Consider the following 25,318-nt stretch of genomic DNA (forward strand, 5'->3'; position numbering starts at 1 on the left):
CCCGGCGGTGATGGCAACTCGTGGCTTGCCCCCGGCCTCAAACTTGCTTAAGTACCCGGCGATACACGCCACGCCGCACAGGAACACCATGGAAAACGTCGTTCTCATCATCCACCTTCTTTTGGCTTTGGGCCTGATCGCCGTTGTTCTGCTGCAGCGGTCCGAAGGCGGTGGCCTGGGCATGGGTGGCGGCGGCGGTGGCGCCATTGCAGGACGTTCGGCAACGACGGCACTGGCAAAGGTGACCTGGATCCTTGCGGCCTGCTTCATCGTCACTTCGATCACGCTGACGATTCTTGCCGCGGAAAAATCGGCTGGAAGCTCGGTCATCGACCGGCTTGGCGTTCCGGCTCAGGACGCGACCGAAGAGAGCACACCTGCTGTTCCCTCGGCCGAGGACCTGCTGCCGCCGGCGCAGGGCGACAACGCGCCGCTGATCCCACAGGCCGACTGATCCACAAAACCTAGAAATCTGAAAGAGAACCACAACAGCATCTTGCGGTTCTCTTGCGCTTTTTGCGCGAATCCTTTATATGTGAAGTCCCGTGATGCTGCGGTTTTTTCGAACCGCCGGGCAGTTGATGTTGACGTCTCACGGGGGCAGCCGAAGAAACATGGCACGATTTATTTTCATCACTGGTGGTGTTGTTTCATCCTTAGGCAAAGGGCTGGCGTCCGCTGCTCTGGGTTCGCTTCTGCAGGCTCGGGGATACTCGGTTCGGCTGCGCAAGCTGGATCCCTACCTGAATGTCGATCCCGGCACGATGTCGCCGTTCGAACATGGTGAAGTCTTCGTCACCGACGACGGGGCCGAGACCGACCTGGACCTGGGTCACTACGAACGCTTCACGGGTGTTGCCGCACGAAAGACCGACTCGGTCAGTTCGGGGCGGATCTATTCAAACGTTCTGGAAAAGGAACGCCGCGGCGACTATCTGGGCAAGACCATTCAGGTGATCCCTCACGTGACCAACGAGATCAAGGACTTCATCGCCATCGGCGAGGATGAGGTCGATTTCATGCTGTGTGAGATCGGCGGCACCGTGGGCGACATCGAAGGCCTGCCCTTCTTTGAAGCCATCCGTCAGTTCAGTCAGGACAAACCGCGCGGCCAGTGCATTTTCATGCACCTGACCCTGTTGCCTTACATCAAGGCCTCTGGCGAGCTGAAGACCAAGCCCACCCAGCACTCGGTCAAGGAACTGCGCTCAATCGGCCTGGCGCCCGACATTCTGGTCTGCCGTTCCGAAGGACCGATCCCGCAGAAAGAGCGCGAAAAGCTGGCCCTGTTCTGCAACGTGCGCCCCGACGCGGTAATCGCCGCGCAGGATCTCTCGACCATTTACGACGCGCCGCTGGCCTATCACCGCGAAGGTCTCGATCAGGCCGTGCTTGACGCATTCCAGATCAGCCCGGCGCCCAAGCCCGACCTGTCGAAGTGGGAAGACGTCAGCGACCGCATCCACAACGCCGAGGGCGAAGTGAAGGTCGCGATCGTCGGAAAGTACACCCAGCTGGAAGACGCCTATAAGTCCATCGCCGAGGCGCTGACCCATGGCGGCATGGCCAATCGCGTCCGGGTCAAGGTTGAGTGGGTCGATGCCGAGATCTTCGACACCGAAGACCCCGGCCCGCATCTGGAAGGGTTCCACGCCATTCTGGTGCCCGGCGGCTTTGGCGAGCGCGGCACCGAAGGCAAGATCAAGGCTGCGCAATATGCCCGCGAACACAAGGTGCCGTATCTGGGCATCTGTCTGGGCATGCAGATGGCAGTGATCGAGGCCGCGCGCAACGTGGCCGGCATTTCCGGCGCGGGGTCCGAGGAATTCGACCACGAGGCCGGCAAAAAACGCTTTGAACCGGTGGTCTATCACCTCAAGGAATGGGTTCAGGGCAACGCCAAGATCGAACGCAAGGTTGGTGACGACAAGGGCGGCACCATGCGTCTGGGTGCCTACAACGCGGTTCTGACCGAAGGCTCGAAAGTGGCCGAGGTCTATGGCAGCACCCAGATCGAAGAACGACACCGCCACCGCTATGAGGTGGACACCAAGTATCGCGAACAGCTTGAGAAAGCGGGTTTGAACTTCTCGGGGATGTCACCCGACGGACGCCTGCCCGAGATCGTCGAATGGTCGGATCACCCGTGGTTCATCGGCGTGCAGTACCACCCGGAACTGAAATCCAAACCTTTCGATCCGCACCCGTTGTTCCGCGACTTCGTTCGCGCGGCCAAGGACACGTCGCGTCTGGTCTGAAGCGGACTGTACCGCTTGGTCTTGCTTTGCAAAGCGTTCCGGTTCAGTTTGAGCCGGAACGGACAAAAGGAGCAGACCGCGTGAGCAAAGGATACTGGGTGGCCCATGTCGATGTAGACGACATGGAGACCTACAAGACCTACATCGCTGCCAATGGCGAGGCTTTTGCCGAATACGGTGCCCGTTTTCTGGTCCGCGGTGGAGATCGGCAGGTGCGGGAAGGCGCAGCGCGGGCGCGAACCGTCGTTATCGAATTTCCCAGCTACGAGGCCGCCCTGGCCTGCTATGACAGCGATCTGTATCAAAAGGCTAAAGCCTTGCGCGATCCAGTTTCATCCAGTGATCTGGTGATCATCGAAGGGTATGACGCCTAGCACGGACACGGTGACAGAAATACGGATTCCCCAATGCCACTGCTAAAGAACTTCCTGCAGGCTTTGCGCCCTCCTCAGCAGACCACGCTGCCGGACCCCGATGCGGAACTGGCGCTTGGCGCTTTGCTGGTGCGTGTTGCGCAGGCCGACCGCGACTACAAGATCGAGGAAATCAGCCTGATCGACCGCATTCTGGCACGGCTGTACCAGCACAACGCGATCGAGGCCGCCAAGGTCCGCGCCACCTGCGAGAAGCTGCACGCCGCAGCCCCCGACACGGATACGTTCGGCAAACTGATCCGCGAAACGACGGATTTGCACGAACGTCTGGCCGCGATGGAGGCCCTTTGGGAGGTTGTGCTGGCCGACGGCAATTCGGACGAGGGCGAGATCAAGATCGTCGAAGAAGCGCGTATCGCCATGGGCCTCAGCTACAATGACAGCCAGGCCGCGCGCGAACGGGTGCAAAGCCGCTTGGACGCGGGCTGAGTGGCCGCTATATCTAGGCCATGTTCAACGCCTTTCTGTCCCGGCTGACCCAGCCGCAGCCCGACCCACTGACCGATGATGACGCCCGGCTGGCCTTGGCCGCCCTGCTGGTTCGCCTTGCCCGGTCCGATGATGACTATGCCGATACCGAGATGTCGCGCATCGACAAGGTTCTGGCCGAGCGCTACGGCCTGTCCCCGTTCGAGGCCGCAGGGCTGCGCGCCCAAGCCGAAGATCTCGAGGCCGAGGCCCCTGATACCGTCCGCTTTACCCGTGCGATCAAGGATGCGGTGCCGTACGACCATCGCCTCGGAGTTGTTCAGGCGCTGTGGTCGGTGGCGCTGGCTGACGGTCAGCGCTCGCAGGACGAGGACTCGCTGCTGCGACTGGTCGTCAGCCTTCTGGGCGTCAGCGACGTGGATTCAGCTCTAGCCCGGCAGAAGGCCGCCAAATCGTGACGGCGATGCTGGGCATGTACGACATGCCCGCTTTGCAACCGGCCAACGATCGCTTTTGGAGTTCGATTCGCGCACATTTGGGCGAAGGTCCGGGCCAACTGACCCGCGATCGTGATTTCTGGGACATCTGGCAGGATCCGAGCCTGGTTTTTGCCCAGACCTGCGGTATGCCCTATCGCACGCGCCTGCACGGCAAGGTGCATCTGGTCGGCACTCCAGATTATGACCTGCCGGGCTGTCCGCCAGGACACTACTGCTCGGTTTTCGTGGCCCGCGCCGATGACGCGCGCGATCTGCCTGAACTGGCACTGGGCATTTTTGCCTATAACGAGGCGCTGTCCCAATCGGGCTGGGCCGCGCCGGTCACGCATCTGTCCGAACTGGGCCTTACGCCGTTACGCCTGCTGGAAACCGGCGGACACGCTCTGTCGGCGCATGCGGTGGCCGACGGCCACGCCGATTTCGCATCGTTGGACGCACTTACATGGGTGCTGCTGCAAGAGCATACCGATCTGGGCCAGCGCCTGCGCCCGGTGGAAAGCACGCGCCCCACCCCGGCGTTGCCCTACATCACTGCGACCGCGCGCGATCCGTCCCCGGTCGCCGCCGCGGTTCGCGCCGCGATCTCAGACCTTTCCCCGGCTGATCGCGCAGCGCTGCACATCCGCGGGTTGATCGACATTGCCGCCGATCTCTACCTGGCCGTTCCCAACCCGCCATCGCCTGCGGCGTTGCTGCCCGAAAGCTGACCAATTTGACCACTGACCGTGGCCGAATCGGAGGTTTCGGGACTTGAACTTGTCATTTGCGCATTGCATTGCTCTTGTTTTTCGGCCCTAGTACCGCACCAACGCAATCAACAACACCAGGACGTCCCGTGACAGACAGCACTCCCGTCATCGAGATCAAGAACCTGCACAAAAGCTTTGGCAATCTCGAAGTCCTCAAAGGAGTGGACATCACCGCCCATCGCGGCGATGTGGTGTCGCTGATCGGATCATCCGGGTCGGGCAAATCCACCCTGCTACGCTGCTGCAATCTGCTGGAAGACAGCCAGGAGGGCGAAATCATGTTCAAGGGCGAGCCGGTGCGCTGGACCGGAACTCGCGATCACCGCCGCCCCGCCGATCCAAAGCAGGTGCTGCGCATCCGTACCAACCTGTCGATGGTATTCCAGCAGTTTAACCTTTGGGCCCACATGACCATCTTGCAGAACGTGATGGAGGCCCCGATCACCGTGCTCGGCCGTGACCGGCACGAGGTCGAGGACAGCGCCCGCAAATACCTGGACAAAGTTGGCATCGGCGACAAATGCGACGCCTATCCGGCACAGTTGTCGGGCGGCCAGCAACAGCGCGCCGCGATCGCGCGGGGCCTGTGCATGGAGCCCGAGGCGCTGCTGTTCGACGAGCCGACCTCGGCGCTCGATCCCGAGCTGGAACAGGAAGTGATCAAGGTGATCAAGGATCTGGCCGCCGAAGGTCGCACCATGATCATCGTGACCCATGACATGCAGATGGCCGCCGACATCTCGAGCCACGTGGTGTTTCTGCACCAGGGCCTGATTGAAGAAGAAGGCTCGCCCGAAGATATTTTCACTGCTGCCGAATCCGAAAGGCTTCGGGGCTTTCTCTCCGCCACAAAGGCGGCGTAAAATCAGGACAGAACCAAACAGGGGAGTTACCAATGAAAAACCTGATTCTGACCACTGCAGCGCTGGCGCTTGGCGCTGGTATGGCCATGGCCGACACGGTCCGCATGGGCACCGAGGGCGCCTATCCTCCGTACAACTTCATCAACGACGCCGGCGAGATCGACGGCTTCGAGCGTGAGGTCGGCGACGAGCTGTGCAAACGCGCCCAGCTGGAATGCGAATGGGTCAAGAACGACTGGGATTCGATCATTCCGAACCTGGTCTCGGGCAACTACGACACCATCATCGCGGGCATGTCGATCACGGCCGAGCGTGATGAGGTCATCGACTTCACCCAGGACTACTATCCGCCTACCGCGTCGGCCTATGTCGCAACCTCGGCGGATGCTGACGTGACCGGCGGCGTGGTCGCCGCACAGACCGCCACCATCCAAGCCGGCCACGTGGCCGAGTCGGGCGCAACTCTAGTTGAATTCGCAACGCCCGAAGAAACCATCGCCGCCGTGCGCAACGGTGAGGCTGATGCCGTTCTGGCCGACCGCGACTACCTGGTGCCGCTGGTCGAGGAATCGAATGGCGAACTGGTCTTTGTCGGCGATCCGGTCCCGCTGGGCGGTGGCGTCGGCATGGGCCTGCGCGAAAGCGATGCCGAACTGCGCGGCAAGTTCGATGCCGCCATCACCTCGATGAAAGAGGACGGCACCCTGAACGAGATGCTGAAAAAGTGGTTTGGTGAAGACACCGCCACCTACGCACCTGACGGCTCGGTCGTCACCAACTAAGCATCCGGTCCTGCGGTTCGGCGCCACGCGCGCCGAACCCACCCCGGCCCGCGCCGGACCCGACGTTCGAAAGACGCCCCATGTTTTCCTACTGCGCTGATCCCGACACGCTCGGCACTTTCCGCTGGTTTTCATGCTATCTGACCAACGGCGTGCACTGGTCGTTCTACCTGTCGTTCATCAAGGTTCTGGCCTTGCTGGCGGTGACGGCCCCGGTGGCGTTGGCTTTCGGCTTTGCGGGGGCCATGGCGGCGCGGTCGCATTTCCCGCCACTCGGTTGGCTGGGCAAGGGCTATATCGCCATCGTGCGCGGTGTGCCCGACATTGCGTTTTTCCTGTTTTTCGTGATCGCCCTGGACCAGGGGTTCGAGTGGATGCGGCATCAGGTGCTGTGTCCCGACTGGACCGATCCGATCCGCCAGGGCAACGATTTCCTCGTCTGCCCCCAGGCCAAGCTGCCGCTGGGCACCGCACCGGAATGGGTGCACGAAACCTACGGCTTTTTCCTGGCCGTCATCACCTTCTCGATCGTGTTTGGTGCCTTCGCCGCCAACGTGCTGTTCGGCGGCATGCGCGCCGTGCCGCTGGCGCAGCTTGAAACCGCCGAGGCCTATGGCATGACCCGCCGCCAGACCTTCTGGCGCATTCTCGTGCCGCAGATGTGGGTCTATGCCCTGCCCGGCCTGTCGAACCTGTGGATGGTGCTGATCAAAGCCACGCCGCTGCTGTTCCTGCTGGGGGTCGAAGACATCGTCTATTGGGCGCGCGAGCTGGGCGGCACCAAGACCTCGAAATTCACCGCCTATCCGCATGGCGACTGGCGCATGTGGTACTTCCTGTTCCTGCTGGTTTTCTACCTTGGCATGACCCGCGTTTCCGAGATCGGCCTCGAACGGCTGATGCGCCGCCTGTCGCATGGCCAGGCCACATCGGGCGGAGAGCTGCTGCGCAAGGAGACCACCGCATGAGCTGCCTGCAGACCATCCAGGATTACGGCCTGCGTTCGATCGGGTTTGGCGAGCGCCTGCTGCCGCGCAGCGATTTCACCCTGTGCGAACAGTTCACCCTGATCGGTTCAGGGATGATCTGGAACATCTATTTCGGCGTGATGGCGCTGGCCACCGGGTTCTTCCTGGCCACGGCCGTGGCCCTGGGCAAGGCGTCCAGCCGCAAGTGGCTGCGCAAACCGTCCGAGTGGTTCATCTTCATCTTCCGCGGCTCGCCGCTGTTCATCCAGTTCTTCTTTGCCTACTTCTTGTTCCTGTCGCTCAAGAAGACCTACCCGATGTTCGACGCCTTCACCTCGGCTTGGCTGGGGGCGCTGATCGTGTTGTTCCTGAACACCGCCGCCTATTCGGGCGAGATCTTCTATGGCGCGCTGCGGTCGATCCCCAAGGGAGATATCGAGGCCGCCGATGCCTATGGCATGTCAGGATGGTCGCGCTTCCGCCGGGTCGTATGGCCCACCATGCTGCGGCTGGCCTGGCCCGCCTACACGAACGAGGCGATTTTCCTGTTCCATGCCACCACGCTGGTCTTCTTCTCGGCCTTCCCGGCCTGGCAACAACGCGGGGACGCGCTGTACTATGCCAGCTATTTCGCCGACAAGACGTTCAACCCGTTCGTCCCCTACCCGATCCTGGCGTTCTACTTCATCCTGCTGACACTGGTGATCGTGGGCGTGTTCGGCCTGATCAACAAGCGGCTGAACCGGCACCTGCCGGTGGCGCGCAAGGCCAAGATGCGGTTCCGCCTGAACCTGGCGCGCTGAGGCGCCAAGCCCTTTAACTGTCGTTTCACTTAAAGCGCGCCATCGCGGTGTCAAAAGCCTCGGACATGTTGTCCCACGCCTTGTCGAACCCGGCTTTCATATCGGCCCAGGCCGCGTCACTGGCCTTGCGCATTTCCTTCAATTCGGCCTCGGCCTTGTCCCGCTGCGCCTGCATTTCTTCCAACTGCTTTTGGTACCGGATTTTACTGTCCGCCGCGGCCTCGTCGATCTTGGCCTTGGTCTTGTCGATTTCGGCGTTCCACTGGTCCAGCATGGCCTTGGCTTTCTCGACGTAAACATCTCTTTCCGACATCCGAATATTCCTTTCCTGTGAAAAACTTCCTGACTGCGGATCACAGCGTAACCCAGCCCTCGCGATTCCCCCAAATACGCATCCGAGTACTGATCCGAGCCGGCCAGTCGAAGTTGTGCAAACCCTGCAATGCAGGTGCTGGAATGTGTACAAGTCCTGATGTTTCGTTTTTCTGCCGCGCACGAGATCGCCACCGGAATAATTTGATCAAATATCGTGACAACACCCAAAAGCTCGACTAGGTTTGCCGCAACATACCGACGGAGCCCCAGATGGACCTTGCCGCCCTGCATACATTTCGCGTCGCCGCCTGTGATCTGAACGGCCAGATGCGCGGCAAACGCGTGCCCCCATCTTACGCCGACAAGCTGGACAGCGGCGCGGTGCGCATGCCGTTTTCGGCGCTGAACGTCGATCTGTGGGGCGCCGATATCGAGGGCAGCCCACTGGTGTTCGAAACCGGCGACGCCGATGGAGTGCTGCGCCCGACCGAGCGCGGCCCGGTGTCGATGCCCTGGCTGACCACACCCACGGCGCTGGTGCCGATGTGCCTGTACGACGATCACGGCACACCCTTTGCCGGCGATCCCCGCCATGCGCTGGCCGCGGTCCTGTCACGCTATGCCAAGCGCGGATGGAAAGTTGTTGCCGCGACCGAACTAGAATTCACCCTGCTTGATTCCTCGGACGCGCAACCAAAGCCCCCGCATAACCCGGTTACCGGTCGTCGGCTGCGCGGCGAGGCGGTGTTGTCGATGGCCGAAATGGACGCCTTCGACGCCTTCTTCACCGAGCTCTATGACGGGTGCGCCGAAATGGGGATTCCCGCCCAGACGGCAATTTCCGAAAGCGGTATCGGCCAGTTCGAGATCAACCTGAACCATCAGGACGCCATGCGCTGCGCCGATGATACGTGGCTTTTCAAGGCATTGACCCGTGGGCTGGCCCGCAAGCACGGCTTTACCGCGACCTTCATGGCCAAACCCTATGCCGATGATGCGGGGAACGGGATGCATGTGCATTTCTCGGTGCTGGATGGCCAGGGCCGCAACGTCTTTGACAATGGCGGGCGTGAAGGGACCGATATCCTGCGCTCTGCCGTCGCCGGCTGTCTGGCCGCCATGCCCGGCAGCACCCTGATCTTTGCTCCGCATGGCAATTCGTACACGCGGCTCGTACCCGGAGCCCATGCCCCCACAGGCGCGGCCTGGGCCTATGAAAACCGGACCGCCGCAATCCGCATTCCGGGCGGTGCGCCCGCCGCCCGCCGGATCGAGCACCGTGTGGCCGGCGGCGACATCAACCCCTATCTGATGCTGGCCGCGGTTCTGGGCGCGGCTCTGATCGGCATCGAGGACGGCCTGCAGCCCCCCGCCCCGATCACCGGCAACGCCTACGAGATCGAAGGGCTTCCGCAATTGGCGGGGGACTGGGATTCGGCCATTTCGGCGTTCGAGACGGACCCGATCATCGCGCGTATCATCTCTGGGGATCTGATCCGCAACATGGTGATGACCAAAAGGCAGGAATCCGCACGCTTTGCCGACATGGACCCCGACAGTCACTGGCTGAGCTATCTGGAGTCCGTATGATCCTCTTGCCCGTGGATCGAGACTCGGGTAGATTGAATTTGATCAAATTTGGTGACTCATGAAAATCGGCATACTGCAGACCGGCCACGCGCCCGAACCGCTGGAACGATCGTTCGGCGACTACGACCTGATGTTTCAACAGCTTCTGGACGGCAACGATTTCGAGTTCATGACCTATGCGGTGGTGGATGATGTGTTCCCCGACAGCGCAAGCGACTGCGATGGATGGGTGATTACCGGCTCGCGGCATGGCGCCTACGAAGATCATCCGTGGATCCCCAAGCTTGAGCAACTGATCCGCGAGATCCAAGCGGCACGGAAACCGTTGATCGGGGTCTGTTTCGGCCACCAGATCATCGCTCAGGCGTTGGGCGGCAAGGTTGAAAAGTTCGACAAGGGTTGGGCGATCGGACGCACGGAGTATGACTATGACGGGCGCAAGGTGTCGTTGAACGCGTGGCACCAGGATCAGGTGACGGCCTTGCCCGACAGCGCCCAGCTATTGGGTAGCAACGCGTTCTGCAAGAACGCGATGGTTGCCTACGGGGACACGATCTGGACGGTGCAGGCACATCCCGAATATTCCAACGATTTCATTCAGGGCCTCATGGAGACACGCGGTAAAGGCGTGGTGCCCGACGCCCTGATGGACGACGCAAAAACCCGATGGAACGCTCCGGATGACAACGCCAATATCGGGCGTTTCATGGCAGAGTTCCTGAAGAAAGAGAGGGCCTGATGGCCGACTGGACAGACCAACTTCCACAAGCAGCACGGGATTACATCGAAGGGCACCGGCTGGACGAGGTCGAGTGCATCATCTCGGACCTGCCGGGGATTGCCCGCGGCAAGGCGGTTCCGGCATCGAAATTCGCCAAGCAGGCCTATTTCCATCTACCCGACAGCATCTTCTACCAAACCATCACTGGTGACTGGGGTGAGGCCGCCGGCGAGGATGGGTTCATCGAACGCGACATGATCCTCAAGCCCGATTTCAGCACGGCCTCGGCGGCACCGTGGACCGGTGACTGGACCCTTCAGGTGATCCATGACGCCTACGACCGGGACGGCGATCCGATTCCGTTCAGCCCGCGCAACGTGCTGAAACGCGTGGTCCAGCTGTACAAGGACAAAGGGTGGAAACCGGTTGTCGCGCCCGAGATGGAATTCTTTCTGGTCGCCCGCAACGTGGACCCGGCCAAGGGGATCGAGCCGATGATGGGCCGCTCGGGCCGTCCGGCTGCCGCGCGGCAGGCCTATTCCATGACCGCCGTGGATGAATTCGGCCCCGTGATCGACGACATCTATGATTTCGCCGAAGCGCAAGGTTTCGAGATCGACGGCATCACCCAGGAAGGCGGCGCCGGTCAGCTTGAAATCAACCTGCGCCATGGCGATCCGGTCAAGCTGGCTGACGAGGTGTTCTATTTCAAACGCCTGATCCGCGAGGCCGCGCTGCGTCACAACTGCTTTGCCACCTTCATGGCCAAGCCGATCGAGGATGAGCCGGGATCGGCCATGCACATCCATCATTCGATCATCGACATGGAGACGGGCAAGAACCTGTTCTCGGGGCCTCAGGGCGGCGAGACGGACGCGTTCTACAACTTCATCGCCGGTCTGCAGCTGCACCTGCCCGCCGGGCTGGCGGTGATGGCGCCCTACGTCAACTCGTACCGGCGCTACGTCAAGGACCATGCCGCCCCGATCAACCTGGAATGGGCGCGCGACAACCGTACCACGGGGATACGTGTGCCGCTGTCGGGTCCCGACAGCCGCCGGGTGGAAAACCGCATCGCCGGGATGGATTGCAACCCCTATCTGGGCATCGCCGTGTCGCTGGCCTGTGGCTATCTTGGTCTGGTCAATCAGGACCGCCCGCGCCGTCAGTTCTATGGCGACGCTTACGAAGGTGACGGCGACATCCCGCAGGTCATGGGCAACGCGCTGGATCTGTTCGACGAGGCCGAAGCCTTGCATCAGGTTCTGGGCCCCGAGTTCGCACGGGTCTACAGCATCGTAAAACGCGCCGAGTACGAGGAGTTCCTGCAGGTGATTTCGCCGTGGGAGCGTGAACACCTGCTGCTGAACGTCTGAGCCATGTGCGCCATGAACCTGCTGTACAGCAATGACAAACGCGGCACCTACCCGCCCAGCTGGTATGCCGCCACCGCGCACCCGCGAACCCCGACCGAGCCGCTGCGCGGCGATGTCACTGCCGACGTTTGTGTCGTGGGTGGAGGGTATACGGGCCTCTCGACCGCGCTGCACCTGGCCGAGGCCGGGTTCAGGGTGGTCCTGCTTGAAGCGCACCGCGTGGGCTTCGGCGCCTCGGGGCGCAACGGCGGGCAACTGGGCAGCGCCCAGCGCATGGATCAGGAAGACCTGGAGAAGCTGGTGGGGCGCGACGACGCGGCCAAGCTGTGGGATCTGGCCGAAGACGCCAAGACGCTGACCAAATCGCTGATCGAACGCCAGGGCATCGATTGCGACTTGAAACCGGGCATCGCCACGTTGGGCTTCAGCGACGGCGAACGCGCCGAATTGCACGCTCACGCCGATCACCTGAAAACCGCCTATGGCTATGACCAGATCGAGCTTCTAGATGCCGAAGCCGGGCGCGCGCTCTGCCCCTCGCCGGCCTATGCGGGCGGATATCTGGACATGGGCGCGGCCCATCTGCACCCGCTGAACTATGCGCTTGGCCTGGCCGAGGCCGCCTTGGCCGCCGGTCTGACGCTGCACGAAAACACCGAAGTACTGGGCATCGAAGAAGGCCCGCGCGTCACCGTTCGCACCGAACAGGGTTCGGTCACGGCCGACCATCTGGTTCTGGCCTGCAATGGCTATCTGGGCAACCTGAACCGCAAGGTCGCGGCGCGGGTCATGCCGATCAACAATTTCATCGCCGCGACCGAGCCGCTGGGCGCCGAGGCCGCAAAGGTTCTGACGCAGGACGTGGCGGTTGCCGACACGAAATTCGTGGTGAACTATTTCCGCCTCAGCGCCGATGGGCGGCTGTTGTTCGGCGGTGGCGAGAGCTATGGCTATCGTTTTCCGTCCGACATCGCCACCAAGGTCCGCAAACCGATGACCGAGATCTTTCCGCATCTGCGCGACGTGCGGATCGACTATGCCTGGGGCGGCACGCTGGCCATCACCATGCGGCGGATGCCCTACCTGACGCGTCTGGCGCCGAACATCCTGTCGGCCTCGGGCTATTCCGGTCATGGGGTCGGCACTGCAACCCATGCCGGTCAGTTGATGGCGCTGGCCATCCAGGGTCAGGCCGAAGGGTTCGACACGATGGCCCGCGTGCCTGCCATGCCCTTCCCCGGAGGCTCGGCCCTGCGCAGCCCTCTGCTGGTGCTGGCGATGACTTGGTATGCCCTGCGTGATAGGCTGGGCCTTTGACCCACCACTTGTGACGGTTCGGTGAAATTTCGCCCAGCAGGCGAATGAAGGCTTGGTTTGCTCAGCTTTTCATTTTATCTTTTCCAAACATAGAATTTGGGATTATCAAATATGACGCTGCCACCCAACGTCCATGACGCCGAACCCATCCCCGCCGCTGCCAAAGACGCGATCGAGTCCCTGATGCAATCCGGGGACCTGTTCCGCTATACCGCGCCGCAGGACGCACCGGTTGCTTTGCTTGAGGCAGAGTTCGCCGAGTTGCTGGGCAGCAAATACGCGCTGGCGGTGTCGTCCTGTTCGGCGGCGCTGTTCCTGTCGCTGAAGGCGCTGGGGCTGCCGCGGGACGCGCGGGTGCTGATCCCGGGCTTTACCTTTGCGGCGGTGCCCTCGTCGGTGGTGCATGCAGACTGCGTTCCGGTCCTGTGCGAGGTGGGCGACAATTACCGCATCGACATCGACGATTTCGCGGCCAAGCTCGACGACGTTCAAGCGGTGATCATCAGCCACATGCGCGGCCATACCTCGGACATGGACGCGATCATGGCGCTGTGCGACGCGCGCGACATCCCGGTGATCGAGGACGCGGCCCATTCGCTGGGCACCACTTGGCATGGCCGCAACATCGGCACCATCGGCAAGGTGGGCTGTTTCTCGTTCCAGTCCTACAAGATGATCAACGCGGGCGAAGGGGGCATCCTTGTCACCGACGACGCCGACCTAGTCGCACGCGCCGTAATCATGTCGGGCGCCTACGAGCACAATTGGAAGAAACACAAAGGCCCGCACGGCCAGAATACACCTGATCTGGAGCAAGCTTTTGCGCGATGGCAGAACAAGTTGCCGCTCTACAATCTGCGTATGAGCAATCTCAGCGCCGCGGTGATCCGCCCCCAACTGCCCGAACTGGCGCGGCGGGTGCGGGACGGGCTGGCCAACCACGATTATGTCGCGCAGCGCCTGAACTCCTCACCGCATATCCACGTCCCCGACCCGTTGGCACCGGAGCGACGCGCGCCGGATTCGATCCAGTTCAACCTGGTCGATCTGGACAAAGACCAGATCAAGGCATTTGCCGCTGCCGCCGAGGGCCGTGGCGTCAAGGTGCAGGTGTTTGGTCTGAACGAGGACAATGCCCGCGCCTTCTGGAACTGGCAGTTTCTGCCAGAGCAGGTCGAGTTGCCTCGAACGCGCGCAATGCTGATGTCGGCCTGTGACGTGCGTCTGCCGGTGCGCCTGACCCGTGCGGAACTGGATGTAATCGCCGACATCATCCTGGCCTCGGTCGGCGAGGTTACCGCACCCGAAGTGGCCTTCGGCACCTGACCCCAACACAGGAAAGAAAAAGCCCGGGTTGTCCGGGCCTGTCTGGTCTCAGCTGAGCTTGGAAAGCTTCTGCTGCAATTCAGCCAGTTGTTTCTTGATGTCGTCCAGGTCTTCTTTGGACTCGGACTTGCCTTCTTCGTCCTTGTCCGGCCCGGACCAATTGCCCGACAGCCCGCCTGTCATGGCCTTCAGGAACGCCTGCTGCTGCGCCTGCATTGCTTCGAACCCGGGAATGCTGCTCATGGGGTTCATCGCATTCATGTTTTCCATCATCTTGGCCTGGCTTTCGCGCAGCATCTCAAAGCTGGATTGCAGGAATTGCGGCATCATGCCCCCACCCGGCACCATGTAGCTGCGCACCAAGTCATTCAGAACGTTCACAGGCAGGACGTTTTCGCCCCGGCTTTCATGTTCGGCAATGATTTGAAGTAGATACTGTCGTGTCAGGTCGTCGCCGGTTTTCAGGTCGATGATCTGAACCTCGCGCCCGTCGCGGATGAACCCAGCGATGTCCTCAAGCGTGACGTAGTCGCTGGTCTCGGTGTTATACAGCCGACGGCTGGCATACCGCTTGATCAGCAGAGGTTTATCTTTGTCCGACACCGTTTACCCTCCCCAAGGATGATGCGTTGCAGCAGAGGTTATGCGACTGCAGAACAAAAAGAAAGGGCAGGTCAATGGACCTGCCCTTAGCGATTGCACCAATTTGGGAGGGATGGGTGCGTTTCGCGGATCTTGCTTACTTGGCAGCCGTTGCTTTCTTGGCAGCAGCGGTCACTTCGTTGGTGGCTTTCTTGACGGCCGCGGTGGTTTCTTCCGCAGCTTCTTTGCCAGCAGCCATCAGCAGCTCGACGGTTTCCGACTGAACTTTCTTGGCGATTTCAGCGAAAGCAGCCAGGTTCTCGGCAGCAACTTCAGCCGAAGCGCTGGCGAAATCGGTTGCTGCTTTGGCGTAGTCGGCCGGCTCTGCCTTGGCTTTCGACATCTCGCTCAGCTTGGCCAGAGTTTCCTTGGTCCACTTGTTCGAGATTTCAGCCGATTTCTCGGCAGCTTCCAGAGCAACGCCCGACAGCTTTTCGTTCAGCGAAGCGGTCGATTTGAATGCATTTTCAACGGCGGAGGTGTCCACCGGGAACGCGCCCATCATGTCTTTCATGATCGCGGTAAAGTCTTGGGTCTTTGCCATTGTCCTAATCCTTTCAGCCGGTCCGGGCCCACCCCGGGTTTCATCAGCTTGAGGACAATATGATTGCTGCGGCGCAGCATTTCAAGTTTTTTGTTGCTGCACCGCAGAATTTTTTAGTTTCAATGTGAAATCAAGACTTTGGTTTGGCGACTACATAGGTTCCCGGCGCCGGAGCCAACGGTGGATGGCTCGAATCACCCGGTTCGCGTGCCGGAACCTGCTTGCCAGACCGCTTCTTCAACCAAGCCTCCCAGCGGGGCCACCACGAGCCTTCGTGGAAGCTTGCCTCTTTCATCCAGGTATCGGCACCCGCCTTGAGATCGGGGTTGGTGTAGTGACCGTATTTCTTTTTGCTGGGCGGATTGACGATGCCTGCAATATGTCCCGATTCCGAAACGATGAAGGTTTTGCTGCGGGAACCCATTTTCTGCACACCGCGATAGCAGTCCTTCCAAGCGGCGATATGGTCCGTCTCGCAGGTGATCGCCATCAACGGCACATCCACGTCGCGGACATGCAGCTTGTGGCCCATCAATTCGAACCCGTCCGAGGCGAACTCGTTGCGCTGACACAAGCCACGTAAATACTGCACAGCCATTTTCGCGGGCAGGTTCGCGCCGTCCCCATTCCAGTACAACAGGTCAAAGGCGGGTGGCGTCTCGCCCAGCATGTAGCTGCGGATCGCCGGTCCATAGACCAGGTCGCGAGACCGAAGGAACGACATCGTGCGCGCCATGATCCATGACCGCAGCACACCTTCCTTGTTCACCTCTTCCTCGATCCCGTCGATGAAATCATTCTGCAGGAAGGGGGTAAACTCGCCCTGATCCGAAAAATCGGTCAGCGCCGTAAAGAACGTGGCGGATTTGATCGACTTGTCACCGCGCTGCTTCAAAAGCGACAGAGTGAGGCTCAAGGTCGTTCCGGCAATGCAGTACCCGACCGCATTGACTTGTTTGACCTTGCAGATCTTCTTGGCCTCTTCGACCGCCGTCAGGAATCCGTCCTGAACGTAGTCTTCCATTCCCGTTTCGGCATAGCTGGAATCCGGATTGACCCAGCTGACGACGAACAAGGTATAGCCCTGATCGGTGATCCACTTGATCAGACTGTTTTGTGCCTTCAGATCCAGAATGTAGAACTTGTTGATCCAGGGCGGGAACAGAACGACGGGGGTTTCATAAACCGTCTCAGTCGCAGGACTGTACTGGATCAGTTCCATCATCCGATTTCGATAGACGACTTCGCCGGGCGTTGTGGCCAGGTTGCCGCCCACCTTGAACGCGTTTTCATCCGCCAGCTTGACGATCAGCTCGCCATCATTGGCTTCGAGATCGGCAACAAGATTCTCCAGCCCCTGGATCAGCGACTGGCCATCGGTTTCGATCGCCTTCTGCAGAGCGTCGGGGTTGGTCGGCAGGAAATTCGTCGGCGACATCATGTCGACAATCTGCTGCGAGAAGTATTTCAGCCGCCGCTTGTCCTTGGCGTCCAAGTCCTCGACCGACTCCACCGCGTTCGCGATGGCTTCGGCATTTGTCAGGTATTGCTGGCGGACGAGACGGAAATAGGGGTTCGTATCCCACAGCGGGTTCGAGAAACGTTTATCCTTGCTCGGAGCCTCGTCCGCTTCTCCTTCACCCGCCATCAGGGCCTGCTGCGCCGCAGCAAAATTCAGGACGGACTTGCCCCAGTATTCCAGCTGTTGTTCCAACAACTTGGCCGGATTTTGCAGGGCCTCGGCCCAATAAGCTGTTGCTGCTCTTGCAAAAAGTTCCTGATTCGGGCCGTCCAGCGCGGGAGTATGAGCTTTTTTCGACGCCATCACCTCGATCAGCCGCTTGGACAGATCTTCGACTTTCAGCATGTTTTCCTTAAGGCGTTCAACGTGTTCGTCACTTAAGTCGGGCATGTGGCCTTCACTTGTTGTCATTTTAACAAATCCCCCCTAACCTCGCTGCTGTGCAGAATATCGTCGTGGGCACCGGGGGGCAAAGCGACGAATGGTCCGAACTCTCAGGCTGACATTTAGGAGGCCATTCCCGTGCGTTACATGATGACCTACGACCTGATGGAAACCATGCGCAACACCAACCAATGGCTTGGTGCAACCGCAAGCGCGATGGCGTCCTACCCCCAGTTTTCCATGATCCCCAATCCGGCATTCAACTGGATGGCCGCGTGGGGCGAAGTAACCGAACGCACGTTTCAACGCATGGTCGTGAAACCCGATTGGGGTATCCGAACGTTTACCTGCGAAGACGGCAAAGATCATCTGGTGGATGTCACCTCCGTGCTTGAACGCCCGTTTGGCGATCTGGTCCACTTTCGCGTGAATGGCCGCAAAGAGCAACCGCGCAAGGTGCTGTTGGTTGCGCCGATGTCCGGACACTACGCCACCCTGCTGCGCTCGACCGTCAAGAGCCTGCTGGTCAATTGCGAAGTCTACGTGACCGATTGGCATAACGCGCGCGACATCCCCGTGTCCGAAGGCAAGTTCGATGTCGAGGACTACACCCTGTACCTTGTCGATTTCATGAAGGAGCTGGGGCCGGACACGCATGTCGTCGCTGTCTGCCAGCCCGCGCCCCTGACCCTTGCGGCGACGGCGTACCTTGCCGAAACCGACCCCAAGGCGCAGCCCAGCACGCTGACGCTGATCGGTGGCCCGGTTGACCCTGACGCAACCCCGACCGAAGTCACCGATTTCGGCCGCCGGGTGACCATGGGCCAGCTTGAGGAAACGATGATCCAGCGGGTGGGCTTCAAATACAAGGGCGTGGGACGCATGGTTTATCCCGGGCTTCTTCAATTGGCATCCTTCATGTCGATGAATGCCGAGCGCCATGGCAAGGCGTTCTCCGACCAGATCCAGCGCGTCATGCGGGGTGAGGCGTCGGATCATGACGCCCACAACCGTTTCTACGATGAATATCTGGCCGTGATGGACATGACGGCAGAGTTCTACCTCTCGACGGTCGAGCGGGTGTTCAAGAACCGTGAGATCGCCCGGAATGAGTTCATCGTGGCTGGCCACAAAGTCGACATCGGCAAAATCACGGATGTGGCGGTCAAGACGGTCGAAGGCGCCAATGACGACATCTCGGCCCCCGGTCAGTGTATCGCGGCGCTGGACTTGTGCACCGGCCTGCCCGACAGCAAGAAGGCCAGCCATGTCGAACCCGGCGCGGGCCATTACGGTATCTTCGCCGGACGCAGTTGGCGTGACAATATCCGCCCGCTGGTCATAGACTTCATGAACGAAAACAGCCGCAAACCGCGCCGCCGCGCGGCCAACAGCAACAAGGTTGCTTGATGTCCGCAGACCCGGCGCCTGCCCTTCCGTTCGCCTGCAACTGCGGTGAGCTTAGCGGCGAGATCACGGCCAAAGGGGTGTCCAGTGGCACCCATGTCGTCTGTTTCTGCCCAGATTGCCGCGCCGGACAGCTGTATTTCGGTCAACCTGACCCCGCACCGGGACCGGTAGACATTTTTCAGATGTCGCCCGAATATATCCGCATCACCAAAGGCACCGAGTACCTGGCCGTGATGCGGCTGGGACCCAAAGGTCTGTTTCGATGGTACGCCAAATGCTGCAACGCGCCTGTGGCTACCACCACCAGCAGCATGAAATTCCCCTTTGCCGGATTTGATGTCGCCCGATTTTCCGATCTCTCCCCTCTGGGGCCTGTGAAGACCCGCGCCCATGTCCCGCAGGCGAATGGCAAATGGAAGCACGAGAATGTGGCTCCTGCTGTTCTCGGCATGATCCGCAGAGTCATTGCGGCGCGCCTTTCCGGTCGTTGGAAGCAAACTCCGTTCTTCGACGTCGCAACCGGAAATCCGGTTGTGGCTCCGCATGTCATCAGCCTTGAAGAACGCAAGGCGCTGTACGACTAGAAAACCCGCACGGGTATGTTCAACCAATCGGACAGCGCGTCGGTGGTTTCACCCGGCGCTTCAAGCGTTGGAAGATGACCCGCCATGTCCACCACATGCAAGGCTGCCCCGGGGATCAACTCGGCCATGAAGCTGTGTTTTCTGACCGGCGTCAAAGTGTCATGTGCCCCGCACAGAACCAAGGTCGGCACCTTTATTCGCCGCAAGGTGCCCTGCTGATCCGGACGGCGCTGCAGAGCGCGCATTTGGCGCACGAACAGTTCCGGCCCCAGCTCCAGCGCCATTTCCAGCATGTCGTTCAATATCGGGATCCGCTGCGGTCCGGGGGCCAGCGTGTCCGAGCCCAGAACCTTGCGCATGACATCCTCAAGACGGCCAGCCTGCGCCGCAACGATCAGCTCTTCGCGGTCAGCGGCGATCTGGGGGGTATCGGCCTGCGCATCCGTCGCCATGAGGCAAAGGCGGGTCACGCGTTCCGGGGCCCGGCGCACCAGTTCCAGCGCGACAATGCCCCCCATGCTCAGACCAGCCAACGCAAAGCGGTGGGGCAACTGGTCCAAAAGCGACGAGGCAATCTCTTCGATCCGATCACCGCCGCCGATCGGCGCGACCATCACCGGCCTGGTCTGAGACAGCCGGGTTGTCTGCGGCTGAAACAGCCGTGCATCGCACATCAATCCTGGCAACAAGACCAGCGGCTCGATCACGCAGGGCCTCCTTGTACTGGCCGATCGGCTCGGCCGTTTTGTTGATCAGGATGAGAGTTTCGGCGCAGACGGGCAAGAAAAACTTTAGGGATAGCGGATTGCGCGAAAATCGGGAAAGTCCGCATAGCGCCGACGGCGTTCACGCAGGGCCTCATCCGGATCGGTACCGGCCCTGAGCAGACTGCCACGCGGCGCAATGTAGCTGTCGATCCGGCGCAGTGGGGTGGGCCGCCACACCAGATTGAAGGCGCAGAGTTTGGGAAAGAACCATATCTCGGAATAATCGAGATGATCGTGCATCCACCAGGCCAGATCGCGCCAGTCCCTGCCCTGTGCGTAACGGTCGGCAAACCATGGGATCACGATCGAGGCTCCGGCAATTCGCGCCTCGCCTGTTCCCCGGTCCCAGATGTGGCATTCAAGGGGATGATCGTTGCGGGCGCAGTTCAACTTGTTCTCGTTTCCAAACCGGTTCAGCGAAGGTGACCGGTATCCAGACCGGACGGCAACACGCCCGAATGTTTCCTCCAACGGATCCAGAAGGGTTTCGCAAAATGCACGGCCGGTTTCGATGGCCAGATCCGGGTCGTCCGGCAGGTTCTGTTTTTCGTGAAAGTTCCCGATCTCGGAATACAGGAAATCGCGCATGAAGAAATGGCGCGACAGGCGCACGCGGCCCAGGGTCTCGAGGCTCCACATGCTGCCCGGTCTGCGCATATTCAATACCCGTTCCAGCGAAAGGCCCCATCCGGCGCGAGGGCCGAGTACGGGTTGAACGCAACTTCCCAGATCGTACCATCCGGTGCCCGAAAGTACCCATGGTGCCCGCCCCAGAACACGTCTGAGGCTGGTTTCAGGATTTCGGCCCCCGCTGCCTCGGCAGCTTGCAACAGTTCGGCGACACCCTCCTTGGATCGGCAATTGTGGCTGAGCGTCATCGCGCCGCGACCCGGGGTTTCAACGCCAACCCCGATTTCTTCGGCCAGCGCGGTCAATGGGTACAGACCCAGCGTCTGGCCGATCAGGTCAAAAACGATCACCCCGTCCGGGCTGTCGGTGCGGCGCCAGCCCAGCGCCTCGTAAAAGCGGGCTGCGGCTTCGGGATCTTCGGCCCCGATCGTGATCAGGCTGACGCGTTGCTCCATCACTCTACCCCCAAACCGTTCAGCCATTGCAGAATACCCGCCACCGTCGCATCGGTCTGCCCCGGCGACATCAGCCGTCCGGCAATAACATGCGATTGCGGGTCGTCACCCGGCCCCATGGTTACGGTCTGAACGGTCGCAGGTGCCCGCCAGTCTTCTGCAACTTTGTGCGTCAGGTCGGGCCGAACCACCTGATCGTCATCCGAGAACCAGAACAGAGCCGGCACCAGTGCACCCGAAAAATCCAGCGCGTCGACGGTATCCACCAGAACAGACATCGGAACCACCGCCTCCCACGGATAAGAGGACGACCAGTACAGGTTCTTTTCCGGATCAGGGCCCGACACGTCGCGGGTTTCCCCCATCAGCAACGGCAGCCAGCTGCGCGCCCAAGGCAGTGATGGTATCCAGGATCCGGCCGCCTGCACCCCGAAATTGGGCGAGATGAACACCATCCCGACCACGTCCTTGCTCAGCTCGGGGTCCAGCGCCGCGGCTGCCGCCAGGGTTCCCCCGGTCGAGGTCGAGATCACGATGACCTTGTCGCCCACCGCGCGGGCGGCGGCCAGACCTTCGGCCATGTCCTGCATCCAGCCCGAGGCCGTCCCTTCGGCCATTGCCAACCCGTCGCGCCCGTGCCCCTGCAGGCGCGTATAGACAAGATTGGCCCCCAGCGCGTCGGCGATCCTGTCGGGCACCGGGCGGATTTCCTCGGACGAGGCCGAGAACCCGTGCACATAAAGCACCGAATAGGGCGCGCGACGTTCCTTGAACCCGTCCTGCCAGATCACCCGCTTTTCGACACCCGGTACGATATCGTCATAGGCGGACTCGATGCTTTCGAAATAGACTTGGACCCCCTCGCCAAACTTGCGCGGATCGAACCGCGGGTGCAGATCCACTTCTTCGCGCGGGCCGAACCAGTAGATCAGCCCGCCGACCACCACCAACGCCAGCAAGGCCCGCCCGAGAAACCGCCCCAGCCGCCGCATCAGTTTGTCCCCATCACGTCGCGAACCGCATCCTCGATCAGCCCCAGGCACGGCCCGTCCGAGAACCGGTGATCCGCGTCCTTGACCAGCAACAACCGCATGTCCGGCCCGCTGGCATGGTCGAGCAGCCGTACAGCGGTGTCGACCGAAACCGCCGTATCCGCCGTGCCTTGCAGAAACCGTACCGGGAACGGCAGGTTCAACGGCGACCGCAACACCAGCCGCGTCCGCCCATCCTCGATCATCCGCTTGGTGATGATGTAGGGCTCCATGTAGTCCGAAGGCAGTTCAACATGCCCGACCGTCTCCAGCGCCTGTTTCTGTTCGTCGCTGAACGAGGCCCAATAGCCATCCTCGGTGAAATCCGGCGCCGCCGCGATGGTGACCATGCCGGCGATCCGCTCGGGCATGGCCTTGGCCAGCAACAGCGCCTGCCACCCGCCCATGGATGAGCCCACCACGATCAACGGTCCATCGGTCAGCGCTGAAACCGCCGCAACCGTGTCCTCGTGCCAATCCCCGATGCACCCTTCCTCGAACCGGCTGGAGCTTTCCCCGTGCCCGGAATAGTCGAACCGCAGATAGGCCTGCCCACGCGCCCGCGCCCAGTCCTCGAGATGCACCGCCTTGGTGCCCTCCATGTCCGACTTGAGGCCACCCAGGAAAACGACCGTGGGCCCCGCCCCTTCGCTCTTGTGATAGGCCAGCCGCCGCCCCGGCGGCGTTTCCAGAAATGCCGTCGCTGTCATGAAATCCTCACATGCTTTTCCAGCATCATGCACGCGCCGCGCCCAAGTGCAATTCCCGCCCCTCCGTCATCTGGAGGCAGATATCCCGCGGCACGCCAAGAGCAGAGCCCTCTGCCCGCCAACGCTTGACACGGACACCACCAACTGCCAAACGGACCCGACACCATAACCCGCAACCGGGCGTTCAGTGGGCGCCAAACCGACGAGGAGAGCCAGACCATGGCCTTGGATTCAAAATCCGTCTCTCTTACCTTCCCCGATGGCAATTCCCGATCCTACGCGGCAGGCGTTACGCCGGCCGAGGTCGCTGCCGACATCTCCACCTCGCTGGCGAAAAAGTCCATCTCGGCCACCGTCAACGGCCAGCACTGGGACCTGCAGTGGCCCATCGAACAGGATGCCGAAATCGCTCTCCATACGATGAAGGACGAGGCCCAGGCCAACGAGCTGATCCGCCACGACTTTGCCCACGTGATGGCCCGCGCGGTGCAGGAAATCTGGCCTGACACCAAGGTCACCATCGGCCCGGTCATCGAAAACGGCTGGTACTACGACTTTGACCGCGCAGAGCCGTTCACGCCCGAAGATCTCGGCCTCATCGAAAAAAAGATGAAAGAGATCATCAACAAGCGCGATCCCGTCACCACCGAGATCTGGGACCGCGAGCGTGCCATCGCGTTCTACAAGGCCAACAACGAGCCCTACAAGGTCGAGCTGATCGAGGCGATTCCGGGTGACGAGCCGGTGCGCATGTATTGGCACGGCCATTGGCAGGATCTCTGCCGCGGCCCGCACCTGCAGCATACCGGCCAACTGCCCGGCGACGCCTTCAAGCTGATGTCGATCGCCGGCGCCTACTGGCGCGGCGACAGCAACCGCCCGATGCTGCAACGCATCTACGGCGTGGCCTTCACCGGCAAGGAAAAGCTGAAGGCGCACCTGCACATGCTGGAAGAGGCCGCCAAGCGCGACCACCGCAAGCTGGGCCGCGAAATGGACTTGTTCCACATGCAGGAAGAGGCCCCTGGCCAGATATTCTGGCACCCCAACGGCTGGACCATCTACACCCAGCTTCAAGATTATATGCGGCGTGCCCAGCACCGCGGCGGCTATGTCGAGGTCAACACCCCTCAGGTGGTCGACCGCAAGCTGTGGGAACGCTCGGGCCACTGGGACAAGTACCAGGAAAACATGTTCATCGTCGAAGTTGACGAGGAACACGCCCGCGAAAAGGCCGTGAACGCGCTCAAACCGATGAACTGTCCCTGCCACGTGGAAATCTTCAAGCAGGGCCTGAAATCCTATCGCGACCTGCCGCTGCGCATGGCCGAGTTCGGATCCTGCGCGCGCTACGAACCCTCGGGCGCGCTGCATGGCATCATGCGGGTCCGCGGTTTTGCCCAGGACGACGCGCATATCTTCTCGACCGAGGACCAGATCGGCGACGAATGTGCCCGTTTCATCGGGTTTCTGACTGATGTCTACAAAGATCTGGGTTTTGACAGTTTCAAGGTCAAATTCTCGGACCGCCCCGAACAGCGCGCCGGCTCGGATGAGGTTTGGGACAAGGCCGAAGAGGCCCTGCTGACCGCCACGCGCGCCGCAGGGGTCGAGCCGGAACTGAACCCCGGCGAAGGTGCCTTCTATGGGCCGAAACTGGAATTCGTCCTAACCGACGCGATCGGGCGTGACTGGCAATGCGGCACCTTCCAGGTGGATTTCGTCCTGCCCGAACGGCTGGACGCCACCTATATCGGCGCCGATGGTGCCAAACACCGTCCGGTGATGCTGCACCGCGCCTGCCTGGGATCGTTCGAACGGTTCATCGGCATCCTGATCGAAGAACACGCCGGCAAACTTCCTTTCTGGCTGGCGCCGCGCCAGGTCGTCGTGGCCTCGATCACCTCCGAGGCCGATGACTATGTTCTGGAAGTGGTCGAAACGCTCAAGGCTGCCGGTGTCCGGGCCGAGGCTGACATCCGCAACGAGAAGATCAACTACAAGGTCCGCGAACATTCGGTCGGCAAGGTGCCAGTGATCCTGGCGGTGGGCCACCGCGAGGTCGAAGAGCGCACAGTCAGCGTCCGCCGCCTGGGCGAGAAGCAGACCCAGGTCCAGCCGCTCGACGCTGTAACAAAAGAGCTGGCGCACGCGGCTACGCCCCCCGATCTTCTGTAACAATCGGCACAGTCTTGCCGCCAATCCGGC

The 25,318-nt window shown here is 61.1% G+C and carries 27 protein-coding genes; 18 read left to right on the forward strand and 9 right to left on the reverse strand.

Features of this window, described 5'->3' with window-relative positions:
- Positions 1-88 precede the first annotated feature (88 nt).
- The 10 genes from secG (at position 89) to ACR0JC_RS05240 (ending at position 7,786) form a co-directional block, all read left to right on the forward strand.
- Positions 89-454 carry a preprotein translocase subunit SecG gene (gene secG / locus ACR0JC_RS05195; RefSeq protein WP_093962537.1) on the forward strand — a complete coding sequence of 122 codons (366 nt, stop codon included), beginning with the start codon at positions 89-91 and terminating at the stop codon, positions 452-454.
- Positions 455-614: 160 nt separating this feature from the next.
- Positions 615-2,258, forward strand: coding sequence for a CTP synthase (locus ACR0JC_RS05200; RefSeq protein ID WP_093963011.1), 1,644 nt, complete (start codon positions 615-617; stop codon positions 2,256-2,258).
- A gap of 80 nt (positions 2,259-2,338) precedes the next feature.
- Complete coding sequence (locus ACR0JC_RS05205; RefSeq protein WP_170338308.1) at positions 2,339-2,632, forward strand: DUF1330 domain-containing protein; 294 nt, start codon at positions 2,339-2,341, stop codon at positions 2,630-2,632.
- A gap of 39 nt (positions 2,633-2,671) precedes the next feature.
- Positions 2,672-3,121, forward strand: coding sequence for a tellurite resistance TerB family protein (locus ACR0JC_RS05210; RefSeq protein WP_170340012.1), 450 nt, complete (start codon positions 2,672-2,674; stop codon positions 3,119-3,121).
- Positions 3,122-3,141: 20 nt separating this feature from the next.
- On the forward strand, positions 3,142-3,579 hold the full coding sequence (locus tag ACR0JC_RS05215; RefSeq protein WP_093962539.1) for a tellurite resistance TerB family protein: 438 nt from the start codon (positions 3,142-3,144) through the stop codon (positions 3,577-3,579).
- A gap of 5 nt (positions 3,580-3,584) precedes the next feature.
- Positions 3,585-4,328, forward strand: a complete 744-nt coding sequence (locus tag ACR0JC_RS05220) for a phosphate/phosphite/phosphonate ABC transporter substrate-binding protein (protein ID WP_170340010.1) — start codon at positions 3,585-3,587, stop codon at positions 4,326-4,328.
- 128 nt (positions 4,329-4,456) lie between these two features.
- Positions 4,457-5,233 (forward strand): ABC transporter ATP-binding protein, encoded by a 777-nt coding sequence (locus ACR0JC_RS05225; protein WP_170338306.1) that lies wholly within the window; start codon positions 4,457-4,459, stop codon positions 5,231-5,233.
- Positions 5,234-5,265: 32 nt separating this feature from the next.
- Positions 5,266-6,015 (forward strand): transporter substrate-binding domain-containing protein, encoded by a 750-nt coding sequence (locus tag ACR0JC_RS05230; protein WP_093962541.1) that lies wholly within the window; start codon positions 5,266-5,268, stop codon positions 6,013-6,015.
- Positions 6,016-6,095: 80 nt separating this feature from the next.
- Positions 6,096-6,983 (forward strand): ABC transporter permease, encoded by an 888-nt coding sequence (locus tag ACR0JC_RS05235; protein WP_170338304.1) that lies wholly within the window; start codon positions 6,096-6,098, stop codon positions 6,981-6,983.
- Entirely contained in the window at positions 6,980-7,786 is an 807-nt protein-coding gene (locus tag ACR0JC_RS05240) for an ABC transporter permease (RefSeq protein WP_093962543.1), read from the forward strand. The genes ACR0JC_RS05235 and ACR0JC_RS05240 overlap by 4 nt, the downstream gene beginning before the upstream one ends.
- A 25-nt stretch (positions 7,787-7,811) precedes the next feature.
- Here the strand turns inward: ACR0JC_RS05240 and ACR0JC_RS05245 are convergent, their stop codons facing one another.
- On the reverse strand, positions 7,812-8,099 hold the full coding sequence (locus ACR0JC_RS05245) for a sll1863 family stress response protein (RefSeq protein ID WP_170338302.1): 288 nt from the start codon (positions 8,097-8,099) through the stop codon (positions 7,812-7,814).
- Positions 8,100-8,371: 272 nt separating this feature from the next.
- Between ACR0JC_RS05245 and ACR0JC_RS05250 the strand changes: the two genes are divergently transcribed.
- The 5 genes from ACR0JC_RS05250 (at position 8,372) to ACR0JC_RS05270 (ending at position 14,431) form a co-directional block, all read left to right on the forward strand.
- A complete protein-coding gene (locus ACR0JC_RS05250) occupies positions 8,372-9,691 on the forward strand; it encodes a glutamine synthetase family protein (RefSeq protein ID WP_170338300.1) in 1,320 nt (439 codons plus the stop codon).
- A gap of 58 nt (positions 9,692-9,749) precedes the next feature.
- Complete coding sequence (locus tag ACR0JC_RS05255; RefSeq protein WP_170338298.1) at positions 9,750-10,430, forward strand: type 1 glutamine amidotransferase; 681 nt, start codon at positions 9,750-9,752, stop codon at positions 10,428-10,430.
- Positions 10,430-11,788: a glutamine synthetase family protein gene (locus ACR0JC_RS05260; RefSeq protein ID WP_170338296.1), complete on the forward strand. Its 1,359-nt coding sequence runs from the start codon at positions 10,430-10,432 to the stop codon at positions 11,786-11,788. The genes ACR0JC_RS05255 and ACR0JC_RS05260 overlap by 1 nt, the downstream gene beginning before the upstream one ends.
- A gap of 12 nt (positions 11,789-11,800) precedes the next feature.
- A complete protein-coding gene (locus ACR0JC_RS05265) occupies positions 11,801-13,105 on the forward strand; it encodes an NAD(P)/FAD-dependent oxidoreductase (RefSeq protein WP_170338294.1) in 1,305 nt (434 codons plus the stop codon).
- Positions 13,106-13,216: 111 nt separating this feature from the next.
- Positions 13,217-14,431, forward strand: coding sequence for a DegT/DnrJ/EryC1/StrS family aminotransferase (locus tag ACR0JC_RS05270; RefSeq protein ID WP_170338292.1), 1,215 nt, complete (start codon positions 13,217-13,219; stop codon positions 14,429-14,431).
- A 48-nt stretch (positions 14,432-14,479) separates the two neighbouring features.
- Here ACR0JC_RS05270 and phaR read toward each other — a convergent pair whose 3' ends face one another.
- From phaR to ACR0JC_RS05285, 3 genes are all read right to left on the reverse strand, one after another.
- Complete coding sequence (phaR, locus tag ACR0JC_RS05275) at positions 14,480-15,034, reverse strand: polyhydroxyalkanoate synthesis repressor PhaR (protein WP_170338290.1); 555 nt, start codon at positions 15,032-15,034, stop codon at positions 14,480-14,482.
- Between the two features lie 136 nt (positions 15,035-15,170).
- Positions 15,171-15,617 (reverse strand): phasin, PhaP, encoded by a 447-nt coding sequence (locus tag ACR0JC_RS05280; RefSeq protein WP_170338288.1) that lies wholly within the window; start codon positions 15,615-15,617, stop codon positions 15,171-15,173.
- 130 nt (positions 15,618-15,747) lie between these two features.
- Positions 15,748-17,550 carry a PHA/PHB synthase family protein gene (locus ACR0JC_RS05285; protein ID WP_170338286.1) on the reverse strand — a complete coding sequence of 601 codons (1,803 nt, stop codon included), beginning with the start codon at positions 17,548-17,550 and terminating at the stop codon, positions 15,748-15,750.
- Between the two features lie 111 nt (positions 17,551-17,661).
- Between ACR0JC_RS05285 and phaZ the strand changes: the two genes are divergently transcribed.
- Together phaZ and ACR0JC_RS05295 are read left to right on the forward strand one after the other, a co-directional pair.
- Entirely contained in the window at positions 17,662-18,933 is a 1,272-nt protein-coding gene (gene phaZ / locus ACR0JC_RS05290; protein WP_170337826.1) for a polyhydroxyalkanoate depolymerase, read from the forward strand.
- Complete coding sequence (locus ACR0JC_RS05295) at positions 18,933-19,517, forward strand: DUF6151 family protein (protein WP_170338283.1); 585 nt, start codon at positions 18,933-18,935, stop codon at positions 19,515-19,517. The genes phaZ and ACR0JC_RS05295 overlap by 1 nt, the downstream gene beginning before the upstream one ends.
- Here the strand turns inward: ACR0JC_RS05295 and ACR0JC_RS05300 are convergent.
- The 5 genes from ACR0JC_RS05300 to ACR0JC_RS05320 form a co-directional block, all read right to left on the reverse strand.
- Positions 19,514-20,224: an alpha/beta fold hydrolase gene (locus tag ACR0JC_RS05300; protein ID WP_170338281.1), complete on the reverse strand. Its 711-nt coding sequence runs from the start codon at positions 20,222-20,224 to the stop codon at positions 19,514-19,516. The two genes, ACR0JC_RS05295 and ACR0JC_RS05300, sit on opposite strands and share 4 nt — an antisense overlap.
- 84 nt (positions 20,225-20,308) lie before the next feature.
- Positions 20,309-20,923, reverse strand: coding sequence for a hypothetical protein (locus ACR0JC_RS05305; RefSeq protein WP_480763620.1), 615 nt, complete (start codon positions 20,921-20,923; stop codon positions 20,309-20,311).
- A 20-nt stretch (positions 20,924-20,943) separates the two neighbouring features.
- Entirely contained in the window at positions 20,944-21,369 is a 426-nt protein-coding gene (locus tag ACR0JC_RS05310) for a VOC family protein (protein ID WP_170338279.1), read from the reverse strand.
- Complete coding sequence (locus tag ACR0JC_RS05315; protein ID WP_170338277.1) at positions 21,369-22,361, reverse strand: alpha/beta hydrolase; 993 nt, start codon at positions 22,359-22,361, stop codon at positions 21,369-21,371. The genes ACR0JC_RS05310 and ACR0JC_RS05315 overlap by 1 nt, the downstream gene beginning before the upstream one ends.
- The gene (locus ACR0JC_RS05320; protein WP_170338275.1) at positions 22,361-23,110 is read right to left on the reverse strand and encodes an alpha/beta fold hydrolase; all 750 of its coding nucleotides are present in this window, start codon (positions 23,108-23,110) and stop codon (positions 22,361-22,363) included. The genes ACR0JC_RS05315 and ACR0JC_RS05320 overlap by 1 nt, the downstream gene beginning before the upstream one ends.
- 219 nt (positions 23,111-23,329) lie before the next feature.
- On the opposite strand from ACR0JC_RS05320, the gene thrS reads away from it, so the two are divergent.
- Positions 23,330-25,288, forward strand: coding sequence for a threonine--tRNA ligase (gene thrS / locus ACR0JC_RS05325; protein ID WP_170338273.1), 1,959 nt, complete (start codon positions 23,330-23,332; stop codon positions 25,286-25,288).
- The last annotated feature ends 30 nt before the right edge of the window (positions 25,289-25,318 follow it).

The sequence above is a fragment of the Ruegeria sp. CH5 genome (assembly GCF_056537025.1).